General features: G+C 46.7%; 18 protein-coding genes. All 18 read right to left on the reverse strand.

Annotated features, from left to right (window positions below; genetic code table 11):
- Positions 1-41 precede the first annotated feature (41 nt).
- Positions 42-221, reverse strand: coding sequence for a hypothetical protein (locus tag ABXS75_15905; protein ID XCP84521.1), 180 nt, complete (start codon positions 219-221; stop codon positions 42-44).
- 25 nt (positions 222-246) lie between these two features.
- Complete coding sequence (locus ABXS75_15910) at positions 247-1,848, reverse strand: hypothetical protein (protein XCP84522.1); 1,602 nt, start codon at positions 1,846-1,848, stop codon at positions 247-249.
- A gap of 14 nt (positions 1,849-1,862) precedes the next feature.
- Entirely contained in the window at positions 1,863-3,605 is a 1,743-nt protein-coding gene (locus tag ABXS75_15915) for a hypothetical protein (protein XCP84523.1), read from the reverse strand.
- Between the two features lie 111 nt (positions 3,606-3,716).
- Positions 3,717-4,835: a hypothetical protein gene (locus ABXS75_15920; GenBank protein ID XCP84524.1), complete on the reverse strand. Its 1,119-nt coding sequence runs from the start codon at positions 4,833-4,835 to the stop codon at positions 3,717-3,719.
- Between the two features lie 5 nt (positions 4,836-4,840).
- Positions 4,841-5,719, reverse strand: coding sequence for a hypothetical protein (locus ABXS75_15925; GenBank protein ID XCP84525.1), 879 nt, complete (start codon positions 5,717-5,719; stop codon positions 4,841-4,843).
- Positions 5,720-5,751: 32 nt separating this feature from the next.
- A complete protein-coding gene (locus ABXS75_15930; protein ID XCP84526.1) occupies positions 5,752-6,450 on the reverse strand; it encodes a hypothetical protein in 699 nt (232 codons plus the stop codon).
- Positions 6,451-6,494: 44 nt separating this feature from the next.
- Entirely contained in the window at positions 6,495-7,685 is a 1,191-nt protein-coding gene (locus tag ABXS75_15935; protein ID XCP84527.1) for an SPFH domain-containing protein, read from the reverse strand.
- 14 nt (positions 7,686-7,699) lie between these two features.
- Positions 7,700-8,980, reverse strand: a complete 1,281-nt coding sequence (locus ABXS75_15940; protein ID XCP84528.1) for a zinc ribbon domain-containing protein — start codon at positions 8,978-8,980, stop codon at positions 7,700-7,702.
- A 51-nt stretch (positions 8,981-9,031) separates the two neighbouring features.
- Positions 9,032-9,715, reverse strand: a complete 684-nt coding sequence (locus tag ABXS75_15945; GenBank protein ID XCP84529.1) for a YARHG domain-containing protein — start codon at positions 9,713-9,715, stop codon at positions 9,032-9,034.
- A 12-nt stretch (positions 9,716-9,727) separates the two neighbouring features.
- The gene (locus ABXS75_15950; GenBank protein XCP84530.1) at positions 9,728-10,942 is read right to left on the reverse strand and encodes a M48 family metalloprotease; all 1,215 of its coding nucleotides are present in this window, start codon (positions 10,940-10,942) and stop codon (positions 9,728-9,730) included.
- 30 nt (positions 10,943-10,972) lie between these two features.
- Positions 10,973-11,872 (reverse strand): N-acetylmuramoyl-L-alanine amidase, encoded by a 900-nt coding sequence (locus ABXS75_15955; protein ID XCP84531.1) that lies wholly within the window; start codon positions 11,870-11,872, stop codon positions 10,973-10,975.
- Between the two features lie 22 nt (positions 11,873-11,894).
- On the reverse strand, positions 11,895-12,500 hold the full coding sequence (gene fic / locus ABXS75_15960; GenBank protein ID XCP84532.1) for a protein adenylyltransferase Fic: 606 nt from the start codon (positions 12,498-12,500) through the stop codon (positions 11,895-11,897).
- A 99-nt stretch (positions 12,501-12,599) separates the two neighbouring features.
- The gene (locus ABXS75_15965) at positions 12,600-13,940 is read right to left on the reverse strand and encodes an ATP-binding protein (protein XCP84533.1); all 1,341 of its coding nucleotides are present in this window, start codon (positions 13,938-13,940) and stop codon (positions 12,600-12,602) included.
- A 195-nt stretch (positions 13,941-14,135) separates the two neighbouring features.
- A complete protein-coding gene (locus ABXS75_15970; GenBank protein ID XCP84534.1) occupies positions 14,136-15,065 on the reverse strand; it encodes a TDT family transporter in 930 nt (309 codons plus the stop codon).
- A gap of 32 nt (positions 15,066-15,097) precedes the next feature.
- A complete protein-coding gene (locus ABXS75_15975) occupies positions 15,098-16,330 on the reverse strand; it encodes an FAD-dependent oxidoreductase (GenBank protein ID XCP84535.1) in 1,233 nt (410 codons plus the stop codon).
- Positions 16,327-16,758: a 4Fe-4S dicluster domain-containing protein gene (locus ABXS75_15980; GenBank protein ID XCP84536.1), complete on the reverse strand. Its 432-nt coding sequence runs from the start codon at positions 16,756-16,758 to the stop codon at positions 16,327-16,329. Before ABXS75_15980 ends, ABXS75_15975 begins: the two co-directional genes overlap by 4 nt.
- Before the next feature lie 10 nt (positions 16,759-16,768).
- Positions 16,769-18,925, reverse strand: coding sequence for a molybdopterin oxidoreductase family protein (locus ABXS75_15985; GenBank protein XCP84537.1), 2,157 nt, complete (start codon positions 18,923-18,925; stop codon positions 16,769-16,771).
- Between the two features lie 12 nt (positions 18,926-18,937).
- Complete coding sequence (gene asrC / locus ABXS75_15990) at positions 18,938-19,927, reverse strand: sulfite reductase subunit C (GenBank protein XCP84538.1); 990 nt, start codon at positions 19,925-19,927, stop codon at positions 18,938-18,940.
- Positions 19,928-19,936: the final 9 nt, after the last annotated feature.

The raw sequence follows: 19,936 nt of genomic DNA on the forward strand, positions 1-19,936 counted from the left end.
CCTGCTCCGGTACTTATGAGTCACAAAATTATCCTCTAAATTTATTTCAGAAAACTGTACGGAGGCTCCAGACTCCAGGATGGAAGTTTTTTACTCATCTCACGAAGACGTTCGCTTGAAACGTCCGTTCTGGCCTCGCCAGATGCAAAATTAGACTGAATTCTCTGTTCCATCATTGCTTCAAAATCCATAGCCGCTTCATTGTTATTCTCGTTCGTCATTGCTTTTCTCCTTTGTTCCTAAATCCTAGATGAATTCTGCAGAAGAAAGTACATCATCCTTCTTCCCCGTGTTCTCCTCAAAATATTCTCTGAAATCTGTGATCTCAGCCATCACTGCTGCCAGTGCTTCCAATGCCGCATTCACACGCTGCGGGTATTCCTTCATTGCCTTGATACACCTGAAAGCAAGCACCGCCGCCGCTCCTGCGGTTGCCACCAACGCATATAGTGTCACAAACGCAAGTCCTGCCGACACAATCAGTACCAAAAGTGCCGCAATATTGATCGTATTTACAAACATATTGTGAAATTTATTCGTATCGTAGTAATTCTTCATATTCTCCGTAAGCTCCGCCTGATCCTCGCCATTGCTTACACCCGTCCAGGTATCGATGGCAAGAGAATACTCGATCGGGAATTCCTGCTGCACCTTCATCGCCCAGCGATCCAGTGCGTTCCTGAACCAGGGCTTCGTATTCTGGAACCCGAATTTCCGCACGTACACGTTGGTCGTATCATCATCGTCGTAAATCGCCCATTTGATCATCTGTTTCCCGATATTAAAATGTTCATTCTGCAGGGCCATCTGCGCCTCATACTGTGCTTCGGCCTTCTCTACCTCGCCCTCATTGCGGACCACCATATTAAAATATTCCTGCTGATTCCGAAGTTCCAGCTCCTCCGCGTCATAATTAGAGATCAGGTTTATAAGCACCGCATCCACTCTCTGTGCATAATTCGCGTCATTTTGCGGTCCCGCCTCTACGTCCAGACCTTTCAGCACATCTAAAAGCACCTGGTATTTTGAGACATCACGGTAAGCCTGTGCAAGTTCCTGTGCATTAACACAATATTGCAGAATCGAAACATAGTCAAATTTTACCTGCGGATTCAGATTTCCAATATAAGTCTCGTAAGCGCCAACCAGCTCTTCGCAGATCTGCGCATCTTCATTTATGATGGAGATCCACTGATCGATCACCTGAATGACCTCGTGCTCCAATTCCTTGTCTTTACCAAAAATTCCATTCAAAAATGCCTGGAGCATCACCGCTGTCTCCTGTTGAAGCATCGTCGGGTCCAGCGTCTTAAAATATTCGTAAAACCATTTCTTCGCGGCATCCATTCTATTGAACCTGAGATTCAAAAGACAGAAGAACAAGGTCGTCTTAATGGCATCCTTTCTTCCACTCTCTCCTAGTGCATTCCTTGCGACTTCCGGGTAATTGTTCACCCAGGCCGTGATAGCAATAAGCGCATAGGAGAGCCAATACCGCGAGCTGGTGATCCAAAGTTCTTCGGACAGCTCCTGGATCGTACTGTTGCGCACCAGATTAATGTCAAAATCCCTTACGACTCCCATCACCGTGCGCCGGATCGTCTCATAATTGCTGAACTGTTCTTTGATAATCTGGTCGATTCGGATAATATTCTCATGGGCAAGCTGTTTCTGCTCTCCATGCTCCATATCCTCACGGAACTTCAGAATCTTCTGATAAATGCGCTCCGTCGCCTCATCCACGCTGATGCTGGAGCTGTGAACGCTCTGTACATGGACATCTACTTTGGTTTCAAATGTGTTAATAGTTTGATTTAATTCAGAAATTGCTCCTGATACATTCGACATCTTTCCTGCCCCCTTTACTCAAATTCCCTGTCAAACCCGCGAAGCGCCGCCTCTAAATCTGCCATTTTATCATCTGCCTGGTGGAACAGTTCGCGCCACTGGGAGAGTTCCGTCAGACAGTGCCTAAGCTTCTGCACGCCCAATCTCTTCTTCTCTTTTATGGCGTCGCCTAATTCCACGATCCGCCTCCAGATTAAAAATGTACCTACGATCACCAGCAAAATCCCGATTGTAAGCGCCACTTTCGAAAATTGGAACGCCATAATGACCAGCGTTATAATTCCACAGGCTATAAGCAGCAGGTAAAGAAGTGTAAATTTATCGGATAGAATATGCTTCCATTTGTTACGTTCATAGTATTCTTCCACCTGTTTTTTGCCCTTCTCGAAATCATGCTCCGTACAAACGATCTGACATTCTTCGTCGATCTGGAAAGCATATGCCTGTTTTTCTTTCTTTCGATAGTCCTCAGCATACTTCTGATAACCTTTCAAAATCCAGTCTTTCATAAAAGAAATCGAAAACTTGCGGATCATAAGTGGCGTAAGATTGCTGTCTTCTGCAAAAGCCCAGTCGACGAGGAGATCTCCAAAATTCTTCTTTCCCGCCTCGCCGAACTCCTGGTCGTACTTTTCCTGCGCCTTCGTCACATTTCCCTGTGCAGAAAGAACGGCTTCATTATATCTCATCTTCTTTACCACTTCAAATTCCGCATCATCATAGCTGCCGACAAGAGAATACAGCACATTCTCGATCCGCTGACTGATATCTTTTCCTATCTCCTCGGTTTCCTGAGACAGCTTATCATAAAATGCCGCGATTACTTCATTTTTCTCGGCGTCAGAGAGAAGCTCTGTCATCTCCTGGTAGGAGGTGCAGCATTGCTTCAGATGCGCGAATGCCTGGGTTGTCTGATGCAAATACGTTTCCTCGAACCGATAGGCCCGGTCACTAAATTTCCTGCCCAGATCTACCGTCGTCGCCTCCGCTCTTGCAAGCATGGTCTTTAATTTTTCCGCAACCGCCGCCTGGAACACTTCTTCCTCGCCAAAGGCGCCACTAAGATAGGCCTGAAGCAGATACTTCCATTCTTCTCCCAAATTGGACGCATCGATTCTTTCCATGTAATACACGAACCACTCCTGCGCAGGCTGCGTCCGGTCGAACCTCAGATTCACCAGCATAAAGAATAGTGCTGCTTTTCCCTGATTCATGAACAAGGCCTTATCCAGCGCCCGCTTTGCAGCCTCCTTTTCGTCAGAGGCCCATAGCATGATCGCACTTGCAGCATACGCCAGCCAGTATTCCGTGTTCTGAAGATATGCCTTTTCTACCGTTTTTCTCATGTTCTCGCTGGAAACAAAATTGCTGTCCAGGCCGATAACGTACCCCAATGTGATCCTCCTTAGCATGTGATAATAGGAGAATCTGGTGTAATATTCCTCGGTATACTGGGACAGATTCTTCGAGGCAGAAGACAGCGTTTTAAACGTAAAATACTGCTCGGTCAATTCATTCAGTGCATCGCTCACCATCTTTGCCTTGTCCGCATTCATTCCCATCTCCCCGGACAGAACATGCATGGCTGGCTCCACATCCCGGTGCAGAACGCTGATGTTGCTCTTTAGCACCTGGATATTATGCAGCGCATTTTCAATCTCCTGCGCAAGCATGTTATTTTCAGCAATCAGGGCATTGATCTGATTGATTAGCTGTTCTATTTCCCGTTGCTGCTCCTCGTATTCTTCCTGAGTCATGTGTTATCCCCCTCCTTTTCCCTTTTTTGTCACGCCTTCACTTCTCTGCTTTTCCCGATTGCCGCCATTCATTTTCGGTTCGCCCTGCAGCAAAAAAAGTGTTTCGGCTTCTTAAAATAACAGTGTAAACACTCGATTTTCTGTACATAATTGTTCCGTAAGAACGCTTAATTCCTGTCGATGCTCTACCACATATTTCTTGAATTTCACGCTCTCACCCTCTGCCATTATGGGAAGATTCAGCCTGCTCTTTGCATTTTTCATTGCATTTAACAAAATTCGTGCAGTCTCGGGATCATCCTGTACCGTCAGGATATAGCCCTGCATCAGATTACACCGGATTTCTTTTCCCAAATGTATCACCTTGCACATAGCACTTCCAAAAGGCTGGCTGCATTGCTCGGAAAACACCAATGCATTTTGCGCCTTTATACCGCCTTCATCACGGCAATACAGCACGTAATTGTTCACTGCTTCTGCGCTTAAGATTCCTGATGGCTGATGTAAAAGACGAATGATCTGTGAATGATAGCGGTGCTCTTTTGCCTTCTCCAGATACTGGCTCAGTGCATCATTGCGTAGCCTGACACCGCCGGAAAGCATCGTTTGAATAAATGCCGCTGTCTCCTCAAGATTTCCCTCCTCTATCGCAAGTGCCTTTTCTACTAACACTTGTCCATCCACTTTCAGCCCTTTTTTCGATAACAAAGAAACAATTTCATTTTTTGTTTCTGTCGAATCGCAGTTACTTCTCATATACTCTTTCAGCAGATCCCCGAAGAAGCTAAGATTGATGTTCAACTCCAACAATTTCTTCAGGACTTCTACCTTCTGCTCTTTGTCCGTGCCGGTCTTTAGCACATACTGTGCAAGCGCCGGTGTGGAAATTGTCTCCACATAAGTGATCAGCTTTTCGATCACTGGCATTCTCTTTTCAAAGCTGTCCTGATTCCGATTCAGATATTCTGCAAGAATACTGTCATTTGCCCGTGCGTCCATCTTCCAGTGGTGAGCCAGTTCAAGAAGCGCTGTTTTTTCCTCCCCGTTCAAATCCCCTCTGCTCAACATCGCACTTACATTTTTTACGGAGATCGCCAGGTAGATGCCGCTCTTTTCTATCTCATCAAGCTCTGCGCGCGCCATCGCGCCTGTATGGACCTGAAAGATTCTGTCGACCAAATAATATAACTGCACATCCTGTGGTTTCGACTCGCAAAGAAGAGCGATCACTTCTCTTACAGCCTCTTCCCGCTGCGAGCTCTCTCCAGCAAATGCTCCGTGACATATTCAATAGAAGGAACTACCCCTTTATGCATTCCTTCCCGGTATACGCAGAGCTTTGTCTCCAGAGTATCCTGCGATTCTTTTATGTATGTTTCCAGAAGTTTCCTGTCATCTGGCCCAAGCTGCGCTTTTGGCAGGATTCTCCTGATATGCCCCCGCTTGCCTTCCCCATCCTGGTATCCTTCCAGCACTGCGAGGAGTGCACTTTTACAGGAAAGATTTTCAACATTTTCCAGTATCCGGTCGGTCATATCCTGTTTTTTATTCTTCATCGCATAGCGCAAAAGGCTGTCATTTACAGACACGGAATATACATCGGGTACATGCAGCAGATTTTCCGCAAAATCCCGGTGTAGTGTGTCTCCCAAGGAGTCAAACACAAGAACCAGCACGCCAAATACATCGGCGCTGTTTTCAAAAGACTCATAGAGTGCTTCTTCCTCAGCAGCAATCCCTTCCCCCATTTCCTTCAATTCTTCATAGCCTTTTTTTAGCTGAGCGATCAGCCTTTTCTCATTCCCCGGCGGACATGCACCGGGGGTGATGAGCGTAAACATCTGTACGCAAAGTCTGGCAATCGCTGTCCCTACGTAACGTGACGCCATTTTCTCACATTCAGCAAGATTGTTTCTTGCCGCATCAAGACGGGCATATGCCGTATCCAAAATCGTCTGACGCACGACATTCTTGATCGTATAAAGCCCGTCATACTCTTCTTCTCTGCGAATCTCGTTCCCGCAATACTGACAAATCCAGACTTTTTTCTCTTTATTGTATTCTAATGCCCCTGCACAACAGTCGCATTTTAAACTCTTGTAGCTTACTGCCATACATCTGCCTCTTTTCTTATCAGTTACTTGATCTATTTTGTTGCTTTCAGCAATTTATTCCGCTGCACAAACAAGAGCTCTGTATCACGGCAGGCCTGCATTGCTTCCGCATTCTGCTCATTTTCACATAAAATGCGCAGCTCAGAAATCGCCTGCATGATCTCATCTTCGATTTCCACAACAGCGTCATTTGACATCGGGTCAGAATACCGAATCGTCTCGCTAAGTTTCCTTAAACTTTTCTTTAACGCGGCGTCATTCACATACCCCATGAGCGTGTCCACGTCCACCTGCATACTGCGGATCGCTGTCACAGAGACTTTTACCTGGTCGTTCACATCCTGTACCACATCACGCGACATAAGCGACAAAATAGCTACGACTGTGTACACGGCAAGAATGATGATATGAAGTGCAAGTGCCAGCTTAAGCGGCGCATTCTGGAAAAACATAAATACTACTGCCGTAAATACCGCTGCAAAAAAGTAGAACAAAGACAAAGATGACAGCGGAATCCCGAAAAACACTGCCTCTGCCTCCAAAGCTTTAAACGCCAGAAACATACTGACAATCTGTACTACAAACGCCACACACATAAAACCATAGCTGATCCAAAAAACTGTATTTTTCTCATCAAATATAAAGAAGATCAGCATATTTGCCACGCCAAACGCAATAAGGTAAATCAGCCCCAGCATCACACCGGCTTTTTTCTCCGTCATTCTACTCATCTCACCCGTTCCTCCTTATAGTATATCTCTATTTTCTTAATTTCCTACATCAGTTTCGTTCCACATTCCGGACAGAACTTCATTCCCGGTTTGATCGGACTTTTGCATCCCGGGCAGGTGTCTGCCGCAAGCTTATGTCCGCACTCAGAACAGAATTTGGCACCTTCTGCCACTGGCATTCCACATTCCGGACAAAATTTGGTCTGCTTTGATGCCGTCTCCCCTTCTGCCTGGGTTTCCTGAACCTGTGCGTTCTCCTGATTTTTCAAAACTGCCTGTACGTCGACTTTGCCCGCTGATCCTGCATTTACTCCCATGACAGGCGGCTGACCGGCTACATTCTTCGGCGGCGCTTCTTTGGGAACCCGCTCTGCGGACAGGGCATTTCTCGCCACTTCAGAAATCGTATTTCCCATTACGATTCCTCCTGCGGCCCCTCCTATGACCCCTCCGATCATTCCCATGGATCCTTCGTTGGCCGCAAATTTCTCCGCGATCATCATCTGACGTTCCTCCTGCCAGGTATAACCCTGAATGAGCCTGCTGGATCTGAGTTTCTTCGCCTGTGAGATCTCTGCATAGTCCTTATCCGGTACTTCAATAGCTTCAATGTTGAAAAATTCGATTCTGACGCCATATTCCTCAAAAATCTCGTCAAGCCGCTCTTTTACAACATTACTGATTTCCAACAAGTGCGAGCTGATCATGAAATAGCTGAGCTGCCCTTCGATCATGATTTTGGAAATTGCATCTTTCACATGTGAAGAAATGATTCCCCGGAACTTGGCAACCAGATTATTTGCATCAAAACGATCCCTGAAGCCTACCATTTTCAACATGAATTTTCTGGACTCATCCACAGAAATCGAAATACTTCCGTGAAGCATCACATGCATAAAGATGTCATACAGAGGGTCTTCCAGCGGAATAGAGCTCTGGGTTCCCCATTTCATATCCATCTGGTGTACTTTGTTGATAAAGAACACCTTACAGGGGAATGGAGTCGCTCCACCCGTGGGAATCTCTATGATGTTCCGAAGGAGCGGAATGTTGGATGTGCTTAATGTCCTGCGTCCCGGTCCAAAAAGGTCCGCTGCATTTCCGTTAATCACAAAAAGGGCTTCGTGTGTTTCATCTACAATGAGCTGGGACAGCGTATTGAAATCTTCCGCCGGGTGTTTCCAGACTAATTGATTGGGATCCCCTTCAAACTTAATTACTTCTGCTATTGCCATTATAAATAAACCTCCTATTTCTTTTTTCTGGAGCCTGCTAATTTTTCCACCTTTGAGGTGCGGAATCCTTTGCCTGCCTCTGCCTGTGTACTGGAGCCAAAACTCCTTCTCGGTATATGCGGTGTGGATGTCCCGTTAACATGCGCTGTGTCTTCTTTAACACTTACCTGCTCCTTGCGGCGCTCTTCTTCCTGAATGCTCCGCATCACTTCTACGCTGCGTTCCAGTTGCGTTTCCGCATCTACTCTCCGGAGCCGTTCCTCGTTTAGCTGCTTCATATATTGCTGCTTCTGCTCTTCTGCCAGCTCTTCGATTCGATTTTTTTCTGCAGCTAATTGTTCTTTTATTTCTTTTTCACGCCTCAATATTGTTTCTTCTGTCTGGCGTTTAATCTGGGCCAACTCCTCCTGATGCCGTCGCGCTTCTTCCTCACGCATCTGACGCTCACGCGCCACCTCTTCCTCCGCCCGGCGACGAGCTTCTTCTATACGTGCTTTTTCTTCCGCTCGACGGCATTCTTCCTCTATACGCTCTTCTTCCGCTCGACGTCGTTCTTTCTCCACGCGCTCTTTTTCCGCCCGACGTTGCTCCTCTTCTATACGCGCCTCTTCTTCCGCTCGACGTCGCTCCTCTTCTATACGCGCCTCTTCTTCCGCTCGACATCGCTCTTCTTCACGGCACTCTTCTTCCGCCCGACGACGTTCTTCCTCGCGACGCGCGCTCTCTTCTGCCTGGCGTCGTTCTTCTTCACGGCGCTCTTCTTCCGCCCAACGATGTTCTTCCTCTATACGCTCTTCTTCCGTTCGACAACGCCCTTCCCCTGCATGCGCTTGCTCTTCCTCATTCCCAGTATTCTCTGTACGCGAAGCGAAAATTTCGCGGAACTTTATTTTCCTCTTCTCCAGCTTCCTGAGCGAAGGGTGTATAATATCCTCGCATGGATTCTTCCCATTTAGTAAAAACGGATTCCTGACATTTTCGTCCGCCTTAGACACATTGATTGTTTCCGTCCTCTTCTTTCCCGGGCTCTCCCTCATTCCTGATTCTTCCCGTATTTCCGGCATTTTCCCTATTTCCGGCTCTTCTTCAGCCCCCGAAGCCCCTCTTATTTCCTGCCCCTCCTCTATTCTCGGCTCCTGATCCATCGCCGGATTTTCCTTCACATCCAGGGCTTCCTCTGCCGGCTTCTCCACAACCGCACGAACCGGAGTTCCACACCCGGTACAAAACCTTGCTTCTGGTTTCAACACCTTGCCACAAGCCGTACAAAACCTAACTTTCCTCTCCTCTTCCATCCGTCAATTCCCCTCCGCGAAATCTTCCCGCCAAAAAATAACATCCTCTCTCTATTTATATCCCTTCGACTTCTCATAAGAAAGAATGGTCTCCGCATTCTTCTTCTCATATTCATTTAACATTCCATCTGAAAAATCGTCCGGATTTACGGTTCCACTATACCAGGCCTTTGAATCAAAATAGCTTTGAAGCCCCGCATCCTTGAACTTCCGGCCATGGCGTGCATAAATCTCATTCCGTGCCCGGCTCAGTTCCTCTTTACTTAATCCTTCTAGCTCACTGACGGACACATATCTGGAATTACTATCTGCAATGATGTAATCCGGATTTTCCTTGGGCTCCTCAGGAGTCACTTCCGGCTCTTCCGTCACCTCGTCTGTGCCCTCATCTGTATCCGCCACATCCTCCGGCTCTTCCTCTTGCACTTCTTCAAGCTCTGTCACATCTTCCTGCTGATCCTGCGGTTCATTCTGCTGCGTTGTAACAGAGTTATTTCCATAATTCCCATAAGCGTTGACCTGATTCATATAACTAAACTTAGAAACAATAAATACCACCAGGAGTACGCATACCACGGTAGTTCCAAACGCCGTGAGCAGCTCCTGCATATCACTTTCCTGCTTCGGCGGATAGAGCGGATTATGCTGCATATCTACCTTGACCGATTTTACCGGTACACTTTTCATCTCTTCCTTCTTTGCTTTCTTCGCCTTTTTCTTCTTACCGAATCCCATCAGCTCATCCTCCTACCCTTCAATACTCTGTGTATTCTTCATTTCCTGAAGACGTGCAATCCTGTCCACGCTTGCCGGATGACTGCTGGCAAGGTTCGCAAACAGTCCCTGCGGCTTCTCCCCGCCTCCTAATGCCGACAGCATAGCGCAAAGACCGTCTCCATATCCCAGCTTAAAGGAAAATGCATCTGCCAGATATTCGTTTCCTCTGCTGGTCTTCATACAAAGAGCAACTCCAAGTGCACTCCATACCTTCATGAATCCACGAATCAAAACCAAGGTGATTACTCTTGAAATCGCACTCAAAATAGAAATGAAAAATCCTTCATCATCTCCCGTAAACATCGCTACGATCTGCATGATCACATCGCCAATGATTACGCCGATCTGGAACAGCATCATAATTGCAGTAATAACTGTATTTCCCACGGAGACCACAAGAATCCGGTCCGTATCCTTGTGAGATAAATGTCCAAATTCATGACCTAACGTCGCGCGGATCTGCTCATCGTCCATAGCGAGAAGTCCCCGCGTCACGCAGACAGTCTTCCTTCCTGTTGCAAATGCGTTCGGCGCTTCATCATCATTAATAAAGAGTCTCACATCGCTGGAAATCATCGGATTTGCCTTTTTTGCTTTATAATATACTTCACGGAATATCGGTTCTAAACGATCAATCACGTCCTTATCGTCTATCTTCACACACCCCGTCTGTCTCCTCAGCATCCATTCCCCAATTGGAGAAAGCGCAACAGAAACCGAAGCCAGATACAACAAAAAACCTACCGCAATGCCCCAGCCGATCGGCAGTGCACAAAACAGAGTCGCAATAATACCGATAATCACCACATTGATAATAAGATAAATAAAGAGCGGAATATTGGACTTATCCAACATTCGGATAAAGAAATCTATCACATAAATATTATGTATGCCCTGCGGTTTCTCTGTAGGCAGTTTCTCATAGTCATAATCCTCATGCCCCTTATCTGCTGCCCGATTTTCCATATCATTACTACTTGACACCACCACTTTTTCCTGGCTGCTTTCGGAAAATCCCACCTTCTTCAGAACATTTTCCCCGTCCGGGACCCCATTTTCCTCCTTCTCTTCCCTGAATTCTGCCGTCATTTCCTGCGATTGCAAAGCTTTGCCAATCTCTACACCGCAATTCCAGCAAAATCTGTCGTCACTTTGTACTTCTTTCCCACAATTTTGACAAAACATACTGTCTCTCCTCCTTCATAAATTTCTCTCTTAAAATCCAAAATACTGCTCAATCCCGTTTGCGATTCCCACCGCGATCTTACTCCTGTAATCCTCCGTAGCCATAAGCTGATCTTCCTCAGGATTGGTCATATAGCCCATCTCCACGATGGTCGTCGGAATCTGGGCCCAGTTGATACCGCTCATGGTATCGGTCTCCCAGACTCTCTCATACCTTGCGCCCGTAGAAGCAACTGCTGCATTTAACACGCAGTCCGCAAGTGACCGGCTCTGAGAATAAAGCGCCCCGTTATATGGATTATTGGGAGTCTGGCAGATCGTCATCATGCCGTTTGCACTGCTGGAAGACGCCCCATTCGCATGTACCCGGATAAATGCACTGGCCTCAGCCTCATTTGCCATCTGCGCACGCTCTGCATTGGAAATATTGACATCATTGGTCTCCCGGACCATCAGCACCTCATAGCCCCGGCTTTCCAGTTCATCTCTGAGCTTTAATGAAACAGCCAAGGTCAGCTCATACTCCGGGATCTCCGTCGTCGTTCCGCTGGTCCCACCGGCAACTTTCGCCTTCGTCTGAGAGGCTCCCGGCCCTACCGGCTCCTGCTCACTGTTCCCGTGCTGCTGATGCCCCGCATCGATTGCGATCAGATAGCCGCTCCTGGCATTCTTCGCTTCCTCTTCCGCCTTTTTCGCTGCTTCCTCAGCCTTTCTGGCTTCCTCGGCCTTCTTCTCCTCCTCGGCTTTTTTTGCCTCTTCGGCCTTTCTGGCTTCTTCTTCGGCCTTCTTTTTCTCTTCCTCTTCCTTTTTCTCCTGCTCCTCCTGGGCTTCCTTCTTCGCCGCCTCTTCTGCCTCTTTTCCTCCGCAGCCGCCAAAGCATAAAACGGCGGCAAGCAAAAGCAGTATAAGCCCAATTCCTCTTCTCCTCATAACTTACCTTCTCTCCTTCCTTTTACAATTCTTCCGTCTTAAAGGTTGTATAGCCCTCATAATAGTAGCTGTGATCAATGCCTTTCATATAGACTTCACGGCTGTTGATCTCGTCCGTCAATGCGTTTTTCAACAGATGTTTAATTTCGATATCTCTAATCGGGCTGCGTTCCATTGCGAGCGGGTAGTCCTCTTTATCCACTTTGCTCCAGTCAACAACTTTGTGAAGTTCAGTTTTGAAAATTAAATCCAGCCAGATACGAGTGCTGCGCCCATTTCCCTCCCTAAACGGGTGGGCGATATTCATCTCTACATACTTTTCAACGATTTCATCAAAAGTAGACTGTGGCATCTTATCGATATTCTCAAGTGCTGCTTCAAGATACATCAAAGGAGCAAAGCGGAAGCTCCCCTTTGAAAGATTGACGGTTCTGAGTTCTCCGGCAAAATCGTAGATATCCTCGTAAAGATATTTATGAATTGCTTTAAGTGCAGAAAACTTTCCTGCATCGAGCTTATCAAGCGTTCCGTTTTCGAAAAGCTCCACAGCCTTTTTCTTACTGATGCGTTCTTCCTCACGGGCAAGATCTACAGAACTTGTAAGCCCTAATTTATTTTCGAGCGCCATTGTACACCTCCAAAAATCTGACTCCTATAAAGCCAGACTGTTCCGTTTCTCCTTCAACACTAAAATAATATTTATTAGTTGATTTTCTCTTTGCCATCACTACACCTCTTCTTCTCTCTCCAAAATCTCCTCAAAGATTGGTGTAAAATCAATATCCTTAATCGCACCATACTGGCTGATAAAGTATTTCCCCATATAATCTTCATATTTACGAACGCCCTTGTCGCCCGCCGTTCCAAAATCAGATAATGCATACAGGATGCTCTGATGATTATCGTCATCACGCTCTACAAACTTAATCTCATCCCGTCTAAACAGATTGGAGTTCAAAAAAATCGGATTATGCGTATTAAAAATCAACTGCGCATGATGAATATTGATGTCATCATTATGAAAAGCATTGATAATACTCATCAACGCCATTGGGTGAATAGACGCATCAAATTCATCAACTACCAATGTTCCACCTGTCTGAATTGCTTTTATAACTAACGGAAACATATTAATAAAGCGGATTGTTCCGTAAGATTCAAAAATTTCTGCCGCAATAGCCGCACTTTTTTTATTCTTTGTGTTCCTAAATATAGAATACAATTTTGCATCCGGCTCATCTTCACTTACTACATAGCCTACTGCATTGGAATTGATTCCAAATAATTTTGCCGCTTTATCGGTTGTCTTTTCCACATAAACTGCCTTTTTCTTAGGATCCGCAAATCTTTTAATCAACTGCATAGAATCCGCACGATATATTACCATAAACTTATTCGTAAACCAATCTACAATAAGTTTTGTAAATTTCTGTGAAAAAATGAGTTTAAATCCATTTGTTAAAAACAATTCCTCTTGACTTAAACTGTTCTTTGCAATCTCATTTACACTTTCTGTATTTAGTTTTGCCACGTCAGAGAGGTATCTTTTGATTACTTTCATATTCCCAATATGCAAATCTTCTGCGCGTTTAAAAACCGGCTCTCCATTTACAAAAAGGCTTTCAAATGTTATTTTTCTTGGATATTCTTCATCCAGGAATGTTCCTAAATCAATTGCCAATTCATACAAAATCCTAAATTTATCATCTGCTTCTTCTTCATAAAACTCGGTAGAAAAATAGACCTGCTTTCCTTCCGTTTCATTATTATTAGGAATTAACTCCAATGCCGCCGCTGCCGGATTTGGTGAAGATTTTTCATCAGAATTTCTGACATTCCCTCGTAATACAATTGCGCGAAATACGTCCATTGCGCCTATAATATTCGTCTTTCCTGCAGCATTCGGTCCATAAATTACAGAGGAACTCAATCCTCTAATCTCTTTCCCTTTTATTTTAGTTTTCATCAAACTGTAATCTAGTCCTTTCTGCTTTGGCGCAGCGACCATAGAGAAACTGGCTTCTTCTATAAATGATTTATAATTCTTTGTCTTAAATTCGAGAAGCATATAGCCACCTCCATTCTGCAATTTTTTTGCAAAATCACATTATAATTATATATCTATTATTATCATACGTCAACAATCTTATTCTGGCAGCAAAAAGGAGATTCTCTCCATCCCTCACGATTTCAAGAATCCCCTCTTCCATTTCATACCGCCCGAAAATCCATTTCCCCGGACAGCACCATTTCAATCACAATCCTATTTCCGCTCAATCCTAAGCGCCATGATCAGGAAATTCAGAAGCACAAATCCCACGATCATACTGGTCAGATAGATCTGAATTCCGGAAAGCTGCGCGGTCATCGCCGCCAGAGACTCTTTGCCTGCTCCGGTCAGATAAGCCGTCATCTTATTAGTCGCTACGATCCCGATACACATCGGGAAAGTCATGCCTGCAAATCCCGGTGCAAAGGAAAATGCGAAAAATTTCGGCAGCTTAATAATGATAAATGCAATCGAAGCCAGCACACAGCCATAAAGTACAAATAGCAGAACCTGATTCGGATCCTGTACCAGATTCAGGTAGCTTACCACGCACAGACTACACGGCGCAAGGAGCACTGCCATCGTATGGTAGACCGGCGGTTTTACCTCTACCGTAAAGAGTCGCCACAGCATGAACGGCAGAATCACAAAATAAACGATAATTCCATAGTAAAGCACGTATTTCAAAACATGCGCGATATTCATCGGTCCGCCGATGACACAGCTCACCATGATTCCGTTGTAGGTAACGAACCAGCTCGGCATAAAGGTGTTGATATCCCGTTTTTTAATCACATTGCGATAGGTAAATATCAGAATATGCACCGCATGAATCGCAACGGCCGCCAGTACCATGCCTTTTCCAAGTGCCGGAACATAATCAAAATAATAACTTCCCAGAATCATCATCACCATCGTAAATCCCGCGTACAGGCTGCAGGGAATTACCGTCTCATATTCCTTCTTGCAGGTTCCCGGGAACCTGACGATCTTCACAATGTAAAGCAGCAGCACAATGGTCGCCGTCCACATCGTCAAATGTCTCACCCAGGTATATCCCATTCCCGAATACACATTACTTAAAGTCAAAGCTCCCACAAAAGTCGGCAGCACCGGAACCGGCATTCTCTCTAATCTCTCCATCTATTCTCTCCTTCCTTCTCCCGCAGGCGGGTCTACTCTTCTTCAAAATAATACTCAAAATTCTCCTTCATATGGAAAAAGTCAGAGTAATCAATATCAAATATCGGTTTCTTCACCCTGCGCACATCGATTTTCCGCGCGATCAGCTGCTGCAGGATTCCGCCATAAGCAAGATCCCCCTGAAGAACCGCTCCCACGATTTTCCCATTTTTATGTAAAATCTTCTTGTAGGAGTCTTTCGTCTTCTTCACTTCCACTTCGATATCCTCTCCTTCCAGATTCACATCTCCTAAAGACATACTTGGAATTCCAAGGAAATTCATGGTGGACTTGCTGGCGAAGAAATCCGTCATCTTCCGCGGCACGCCTGCCATGTTGCTTGCAGCCACGATTCCTTCCTTGACTGCCACCGGCCAAATCGGGCTACTTCCCGATACGTCTCCGGCTCCGTAAATATTGTCGTCGCTGGTCTTTCCGGTCTCGTCATACACAAGTCCGAAACGGCTCAGCTCAATTCCTGTTCCCTCGAGGAATTCTACGTTAGAGCGCACGCCCGCAGTCACAACCACAAAGTCGCATGGAAGTCTGGTCCCATCGGTCAGAACTGCCTCCGTAATCCGGTTCTCCTCATCTAAAGTCACTTCTGCAATACCCACGCCATAATATTGTTTCACGCCGCGCCCTGCAAATGCGTCCTGGTAAGCCTCGGCTGCTCTTTTGTCAAGCTGCTTCGATAACAGCCAGCCCGCCATTTCCACCAGCGTCACCTTGACGCCCAGCTCCAGGAAACCGCTGGCACAGTCAAGCCCGACAAGTCCCGCGCCCATGACGATGATATGCTTCGCATGTTTTGCCGCGTCCTTTAATACTTCCATATCCTCAATATTGCGGAAACCAACCACATTTTTTGCTTCTTTCAAATTCTTTACCGGCGGCACAAAGGTGTGGGAGCCGGTGGCAATCAGGAGTTTGTCATAGCTGACGGTCTCGCCATTTTCCAGCACCACTTCTTTTTCTTCCGGCTTAAGATGCGTGCAGCTTCTTTCCTTAAACCAGGTAATGCCATAAAGCGTTTCAAAATCCTTCTCCGCAAAACAGAGCCTCTCCATCGTCCGCTTACCGCCAAGGTACTGATGCAGGATACAACGAGAATAGATCTCTTTATCCTTGGAAATCAGAACGATCTCACTATCCGCATCCAGCCGTCTAAGCTCTCTGACCCCGTTCACGCCGGCTGCCGAGGAGCCCAATACTACATATTTCATGATTCCCGCACCTCCTCAAGAGTGATGGCCTGCATCGGACATTTTTCCACGCACATCGGGTTCGCGCTTCCATCTTCCGTCCGATGTACACACATGTTACATTTCATGATCTCCACGTTGCGGATACTGTCGTACTTCAAAATACCGTATGGACAGGACATGATACACATATAACAGCTTGCGCACTGCTCTTTATCATATTCTACATATCCGGTCTGGGGATTCTTCTTCATCGCGCCGGTCATACAGGTGTATACACATTCCGGTCTCTCACAATGACGGCAGAAAATAGGCGCAGGACGAGTCTCACTGTCGATCACCACACGGTTTCTCGCATCGGTACTCTCTGTCTCATGGCTGACCACACATGCCGTCACACAGGTCAGGCAGCCGATACAGCGGCTGCGGTCAATTTTAATTCGATACATAACGCCCCTCCTATTTCTGACATGACGGACTTAACTCGTCCGCACTCACACCTAATGTAGCCTCTTTTTCACACGTTTCATGTACAATCTTCTCGAACCGGATTGGAGTCGCTTTATAGGACGGCTCTTTGGAATAAGAATCATAAACAGACGGAGTCAGCTTATTACACTCGATATAATGAATCGGTGCATACAATTCATCATGCTGTACATTGTCGGTCACTTTTACGGTAAATACCGCATTCTGTCCATTTACAGAATATACCCGGATCTCGTCCGTCTCCTCGATTCCGTTTTGGGCAGCAAGCTCTGTATTCATATAGAGATATGCCTTTTTCAGTGAAACGTCCTCCACGAACCGCACTTCCTTCGTCCTGCTCTGGGTGTGCCACTGGCCTACGCTGCCGCGTCCTGTATTCAGTACATACGGAAATTCCTCTGTTCTCGGGAGCGGATTTTCCCGCACCTCCTCAAACATGAACTGTGCCTTCTTAGACGGTGTAAAGAACATGCCGTCGCCGTAAAGGCGCCGCTGTTCTTCGGCATTTACCTCTTCCTTACCTTCCGGATACGGCCACTGGATTCCGTGGGAATTCTCAAGGGCCTCCCAGGTCACTCCGGTAATGTCACACGGCATATTCCGCGAGCATTCACGCATCAGGTTAAAGCAGTCTCTTGGAGTCTCCCAGCCTTTGAGGGCATCTCCCATTCCCAGCGCTTTTCCTACCCCGTAAATCGCCTCGTAATCGGAAATCTCGTTCTCTCCCCGCTCAAGTACCGGACGCATCGCCGACAGACGGCGCTCCAGATTAATATACGTTCCCTCTTTCTTAAGTCCGGGAACGACCGGGAAGAATACCGTACAATCCTCTGCACTTTCAATGGTATCGTAAATATCCTGCACGACGAACAGCTCCAGCTTCTTTGCCGCCGAAGCAAAGGTCTCGTTGTTCGTCCAGCTATGCCGCGGGTTGGTACAGAGGATCCAAAGCCCCTTGATCTCGCCGGCGTTGATTCCTTCAATGATCTGGTTGTAGGTCTTCGTCGGCTTCTCGGCCAGCATACTCTCGTCTACGTGCAGCACTTCCGCGATCCGTTTTCTTCTCGCCGGATTGGCGAAATCCCCTCCCCCGAAAAATACCGCCGTATTGCTGTAGGAACGGGAACCCATAGCGTTGCACTGTCCGGTGATGGAGTTAGCTCCGGTTCCCGGTTTTCCGATATTGCCGGTCATCAGCGCCAGGTTGATGATGGCCTGGGCCGTCCGCACCGCCTCATATCCCTGATTGACGCCCATGGTCCACCAGAAGGATACCTTCTTTCCACTGTGAATGAGTTCCACCAGCTCCAGAATCTGCTCAGAGGAAAGTCCGGTGCCGCTTACCGCTCTCTCAAGGGTATAGCTCCTTACGAACTCTTTGAATTCCTCAAATTTCTCTGTATGCTCCTCGATAAAGGCATGATCCAGATAATCTTTCTCGATCAGCAGATTTGCAATCGTATAGAGGAGGAGCAGATCGCTGCGCCATTTCAGACCGTACCAGTAATCTGCATTCATGGCAGTCTCGGATCTTCTCGGGTCGATCACGATGATCTTATGATCCGGCACCTGGTTCTTCCGTACTCTTCCCCAGAGAATCGGGTGCGCCACCACCGGATTGGCTCCGATAAAAATGATCCGGTCGGATAATTCCAGATCCTTAAGTGTAAATCCCGGCGCGTCAAAACCGTAGCTCTGCTTGTGTGCCACCACCGCCGTCGCCATACAAAGACGGGTGTTTCCGTCCACATTTGCTTTCAGGTAATTCCGCATCACATGTCCGAAGATGGCAAATTCCTCCATGGTCAGCTGGCCGGTACTGATTCCCGCCACGCTCTCCTGGCCATACTTTGCCTGAAGCTCTTTTAATTTATCTGCCACATACTGAAATCCTTCGTCCCAGGAAACCTCCTTAAAGGTCCCGTCCTCCTGGCGGATCTTCGGAAGACTGTTCGGTTTTACCGTCGTCTGCTGCTTATCGAGAGACAGGCCCTTGATACAGCAGAATCCGTCGTTTACCGGGTATCCTTTTGTCGGCACCGCCTTCACTACCCGGCCTTTCTCCACATAGAAGTCAATGTTACAGTCTATGGCACAGTAATTACAGGTTGATTGTATTTTTTTCATGCTAATTCTCTCCTATCTCCCAAGGGAGTCCCTGTCAAAATGAATTCCGTCCCAGTAAACACACGCTTTCATGACCGTTTCCGGCATCAGCTCCACGCCGTCCAGCGCCCATTTCTTATATTCCTCAAATCCCACACGGTCAATGATATAGCCGATGTGCTCTTTCCTCGCCGGTGCGTCCGGTGAAATGTGCTGCTCTACAAACTTATAGGTATTCAGGATAATCTTGATAATATTGTCCGCGTCTGCCCATACCAGGAAATCCTGTCCAAGACGCGGGTTCTTTTTACCTGTTCTTCCCATGATCGTCAGCTTATAGTATTTCTTTTTGCTCCTTGTAAGCGCGCGGGTCGGACATTTGGTAATGCAGACTCCGCAGCCGATACATTTTTCCGTATCCCGCACAATCTTATAATTCTCCACACGAAGTGCATTTACCGACAGCTTTTTGCAGCCTTTCACGCAGGCCTGACAGTTCACGCAGCGATCCGGGTCATACTGCGGCATGGTCATACCGATGATGCCGAAATCATGCATTCTTGCCTTGGCGCAGTCATTGGAACAGCCCGTAAGTGCGATCTTAAAATGCAGATCATTTGGAAATACGGCCTTCTCAATCCGTTTTGCCAGCTCGGCCGTATTAAAATTTGCGAAAGGACAGACGTTATTTCCGATACACGCGCTGATATTTCTGGTTCCGGACGCCGGATAGCCCGTTTCGGGATCCGTCTGATTGATTTCCAGCTTTTCAATGATCGGCTGTAATTTCTTATTGATCCCGTCCATATCCTCAAGGCGGATTCCTTCGATCTCAAATCCCTGCCGGGTGGTCAAGTGTACATAACCGTTTCCATAGCTCTGGGCAATCTCCTGTACCATACCCAGCACCTCCGCATTCAGATAACCTCCCGGAACACGGATTCTGGAAGCGCCGATGCCTCTTTCCTTCGACACACGAAATGCATTCTTTTTCAGTTTTTTCGTATTAATATCTAATCCCACTTATTTCAC

Source organism: Roseburia hominis (assembly GCA_040702975.1).
GTDB classification, from domain to species: domain Bacteria; phylum Bacillota; class Clostridia; order Lachnospirales; family Lachnospiraceae; genus Allocoprococcus; species Allocoprococcus hominis_A.

What these genes read in the sequence shown, in the direction of transcription:
- ABXS75_15985 (XCP84537.1), bottom strand. Translation starts at nt 18,925, where the DNA reads ATGAAAAAAATACAATCAACCTGTAATTACTGTGCCATAGACTGTAAC.
- ABXS75_15930 (XCP84526.1), bottom strand. Translation starts at nt 6,450, where the DNA reads ATGAGTAGAATGACGGAGAAAAAAGCCGGTGTGATGCTGGGGCTGATT.
- ABXS75_15955 (XCP84531.1), bottom strand. Translation starts at nt 11,872, where the DNA reads ATGAGGAGAAGAGGAATTGGGCTTATACTGCTTTTGCTTGCCGCCGTT.
- fic (XCP84532.1), bottom strand. Translation starts at nt 12,500, where the DNA reads ATGGCGCTCGAAAATAAATTAGGGCTTACAAGTTCTGTAGATCTTGCC.
- ABXS75_15925 (XCP84525.1), bottom strand. Translation starts at nt 5,719, where the DNA reads ATGGCAGTAAGCTACAAGAGTTTAAAATGCGACTGTTGTGCAGGGGCA.
- ABXS75_15975 (XCP84535.1), bottom strand. Translation starts at nt 16,330, where the DNA reads ATGAAATATGTAGTATTGGGCTCCTCGGCAGCCGGCGTGAACGGGGTC.
- ABXS75_15945 (XCP84529.1), bottom strand. Translation starts at nt 9,715, where the DNA reads ATGGGATTCGGTAAGAAGAAAAAGGCGAAGAAAGCAAAGAAGGAAGAG.
- ABXS75_15980 (XCP84536.1), bottom strand. Translation starts at nt 16,758, where the DNA reads ATGTATCGAATTAAAATTGACCGCAGCCGCTGTATCGGCTGCCTGACC.
- ABXS75_15965 (XCP84533.1), bottom strand. Translation starts at nt 13,940, where the DNA reads ATGCTTCTCGAATTTAAGACAAAGAATTATAAATCATTTATAGAAGAA.
- ABXS75_15940 (XCP84528.1), bottom strand. Translation starts at nt 8,980, where the DNA reads ATGGAAGAGGAGAGGAAAGTTAGGTTTTGTACGGCTTGTGGCAAGGTG.
- ABXS75_15950 (XCP84530.1), bottom strand. Translation starts at nt 10,942, where the DNA reads ATGTTTTGTCAAAATTGTGGGAAAGAAGTACAAAGTGACGACAGATTT.
- ABXS75_15905 (XCP84521.1), bottom strand. Translation starts at nt 221, where the DNA reads ATGACGAACGAGAATAACAATGAAGCGGCTATGGATTTTGAAGCAATG.
- ABXS75_15970 (XCP84534.1), bottom strand. Translation starts at nt 15,065, where the DNA reads ATGGAGAGATTAGAGAGAATGCCGGTTCCGGTGCTGCCGACTTTTGTG.
- ABXS75_15935 (XCP84527.1), bottom strand. Translation starts at nt 7,685, where the DNA reads ATGGCAATAGCAGAAGTAATTAAGTTTGAAGGGGATCCCAATCAATTA.
- ABXS75_15915 (XCP84523.1), bottom strand. Translation starts at nt 3,605, where the DNA reads ATGACTCAGGAAGAATACGAGGAGCAGCAACGGGAAATAGAACAGCTA.
- ABXS75_15910 (XCP84522.1), bottom strand. Translation starts at nt 1,848, where the DNA reads ATGTCGAATGTATCAGGAGCAATTTCTGAATTAAATCAAACTATTAAC.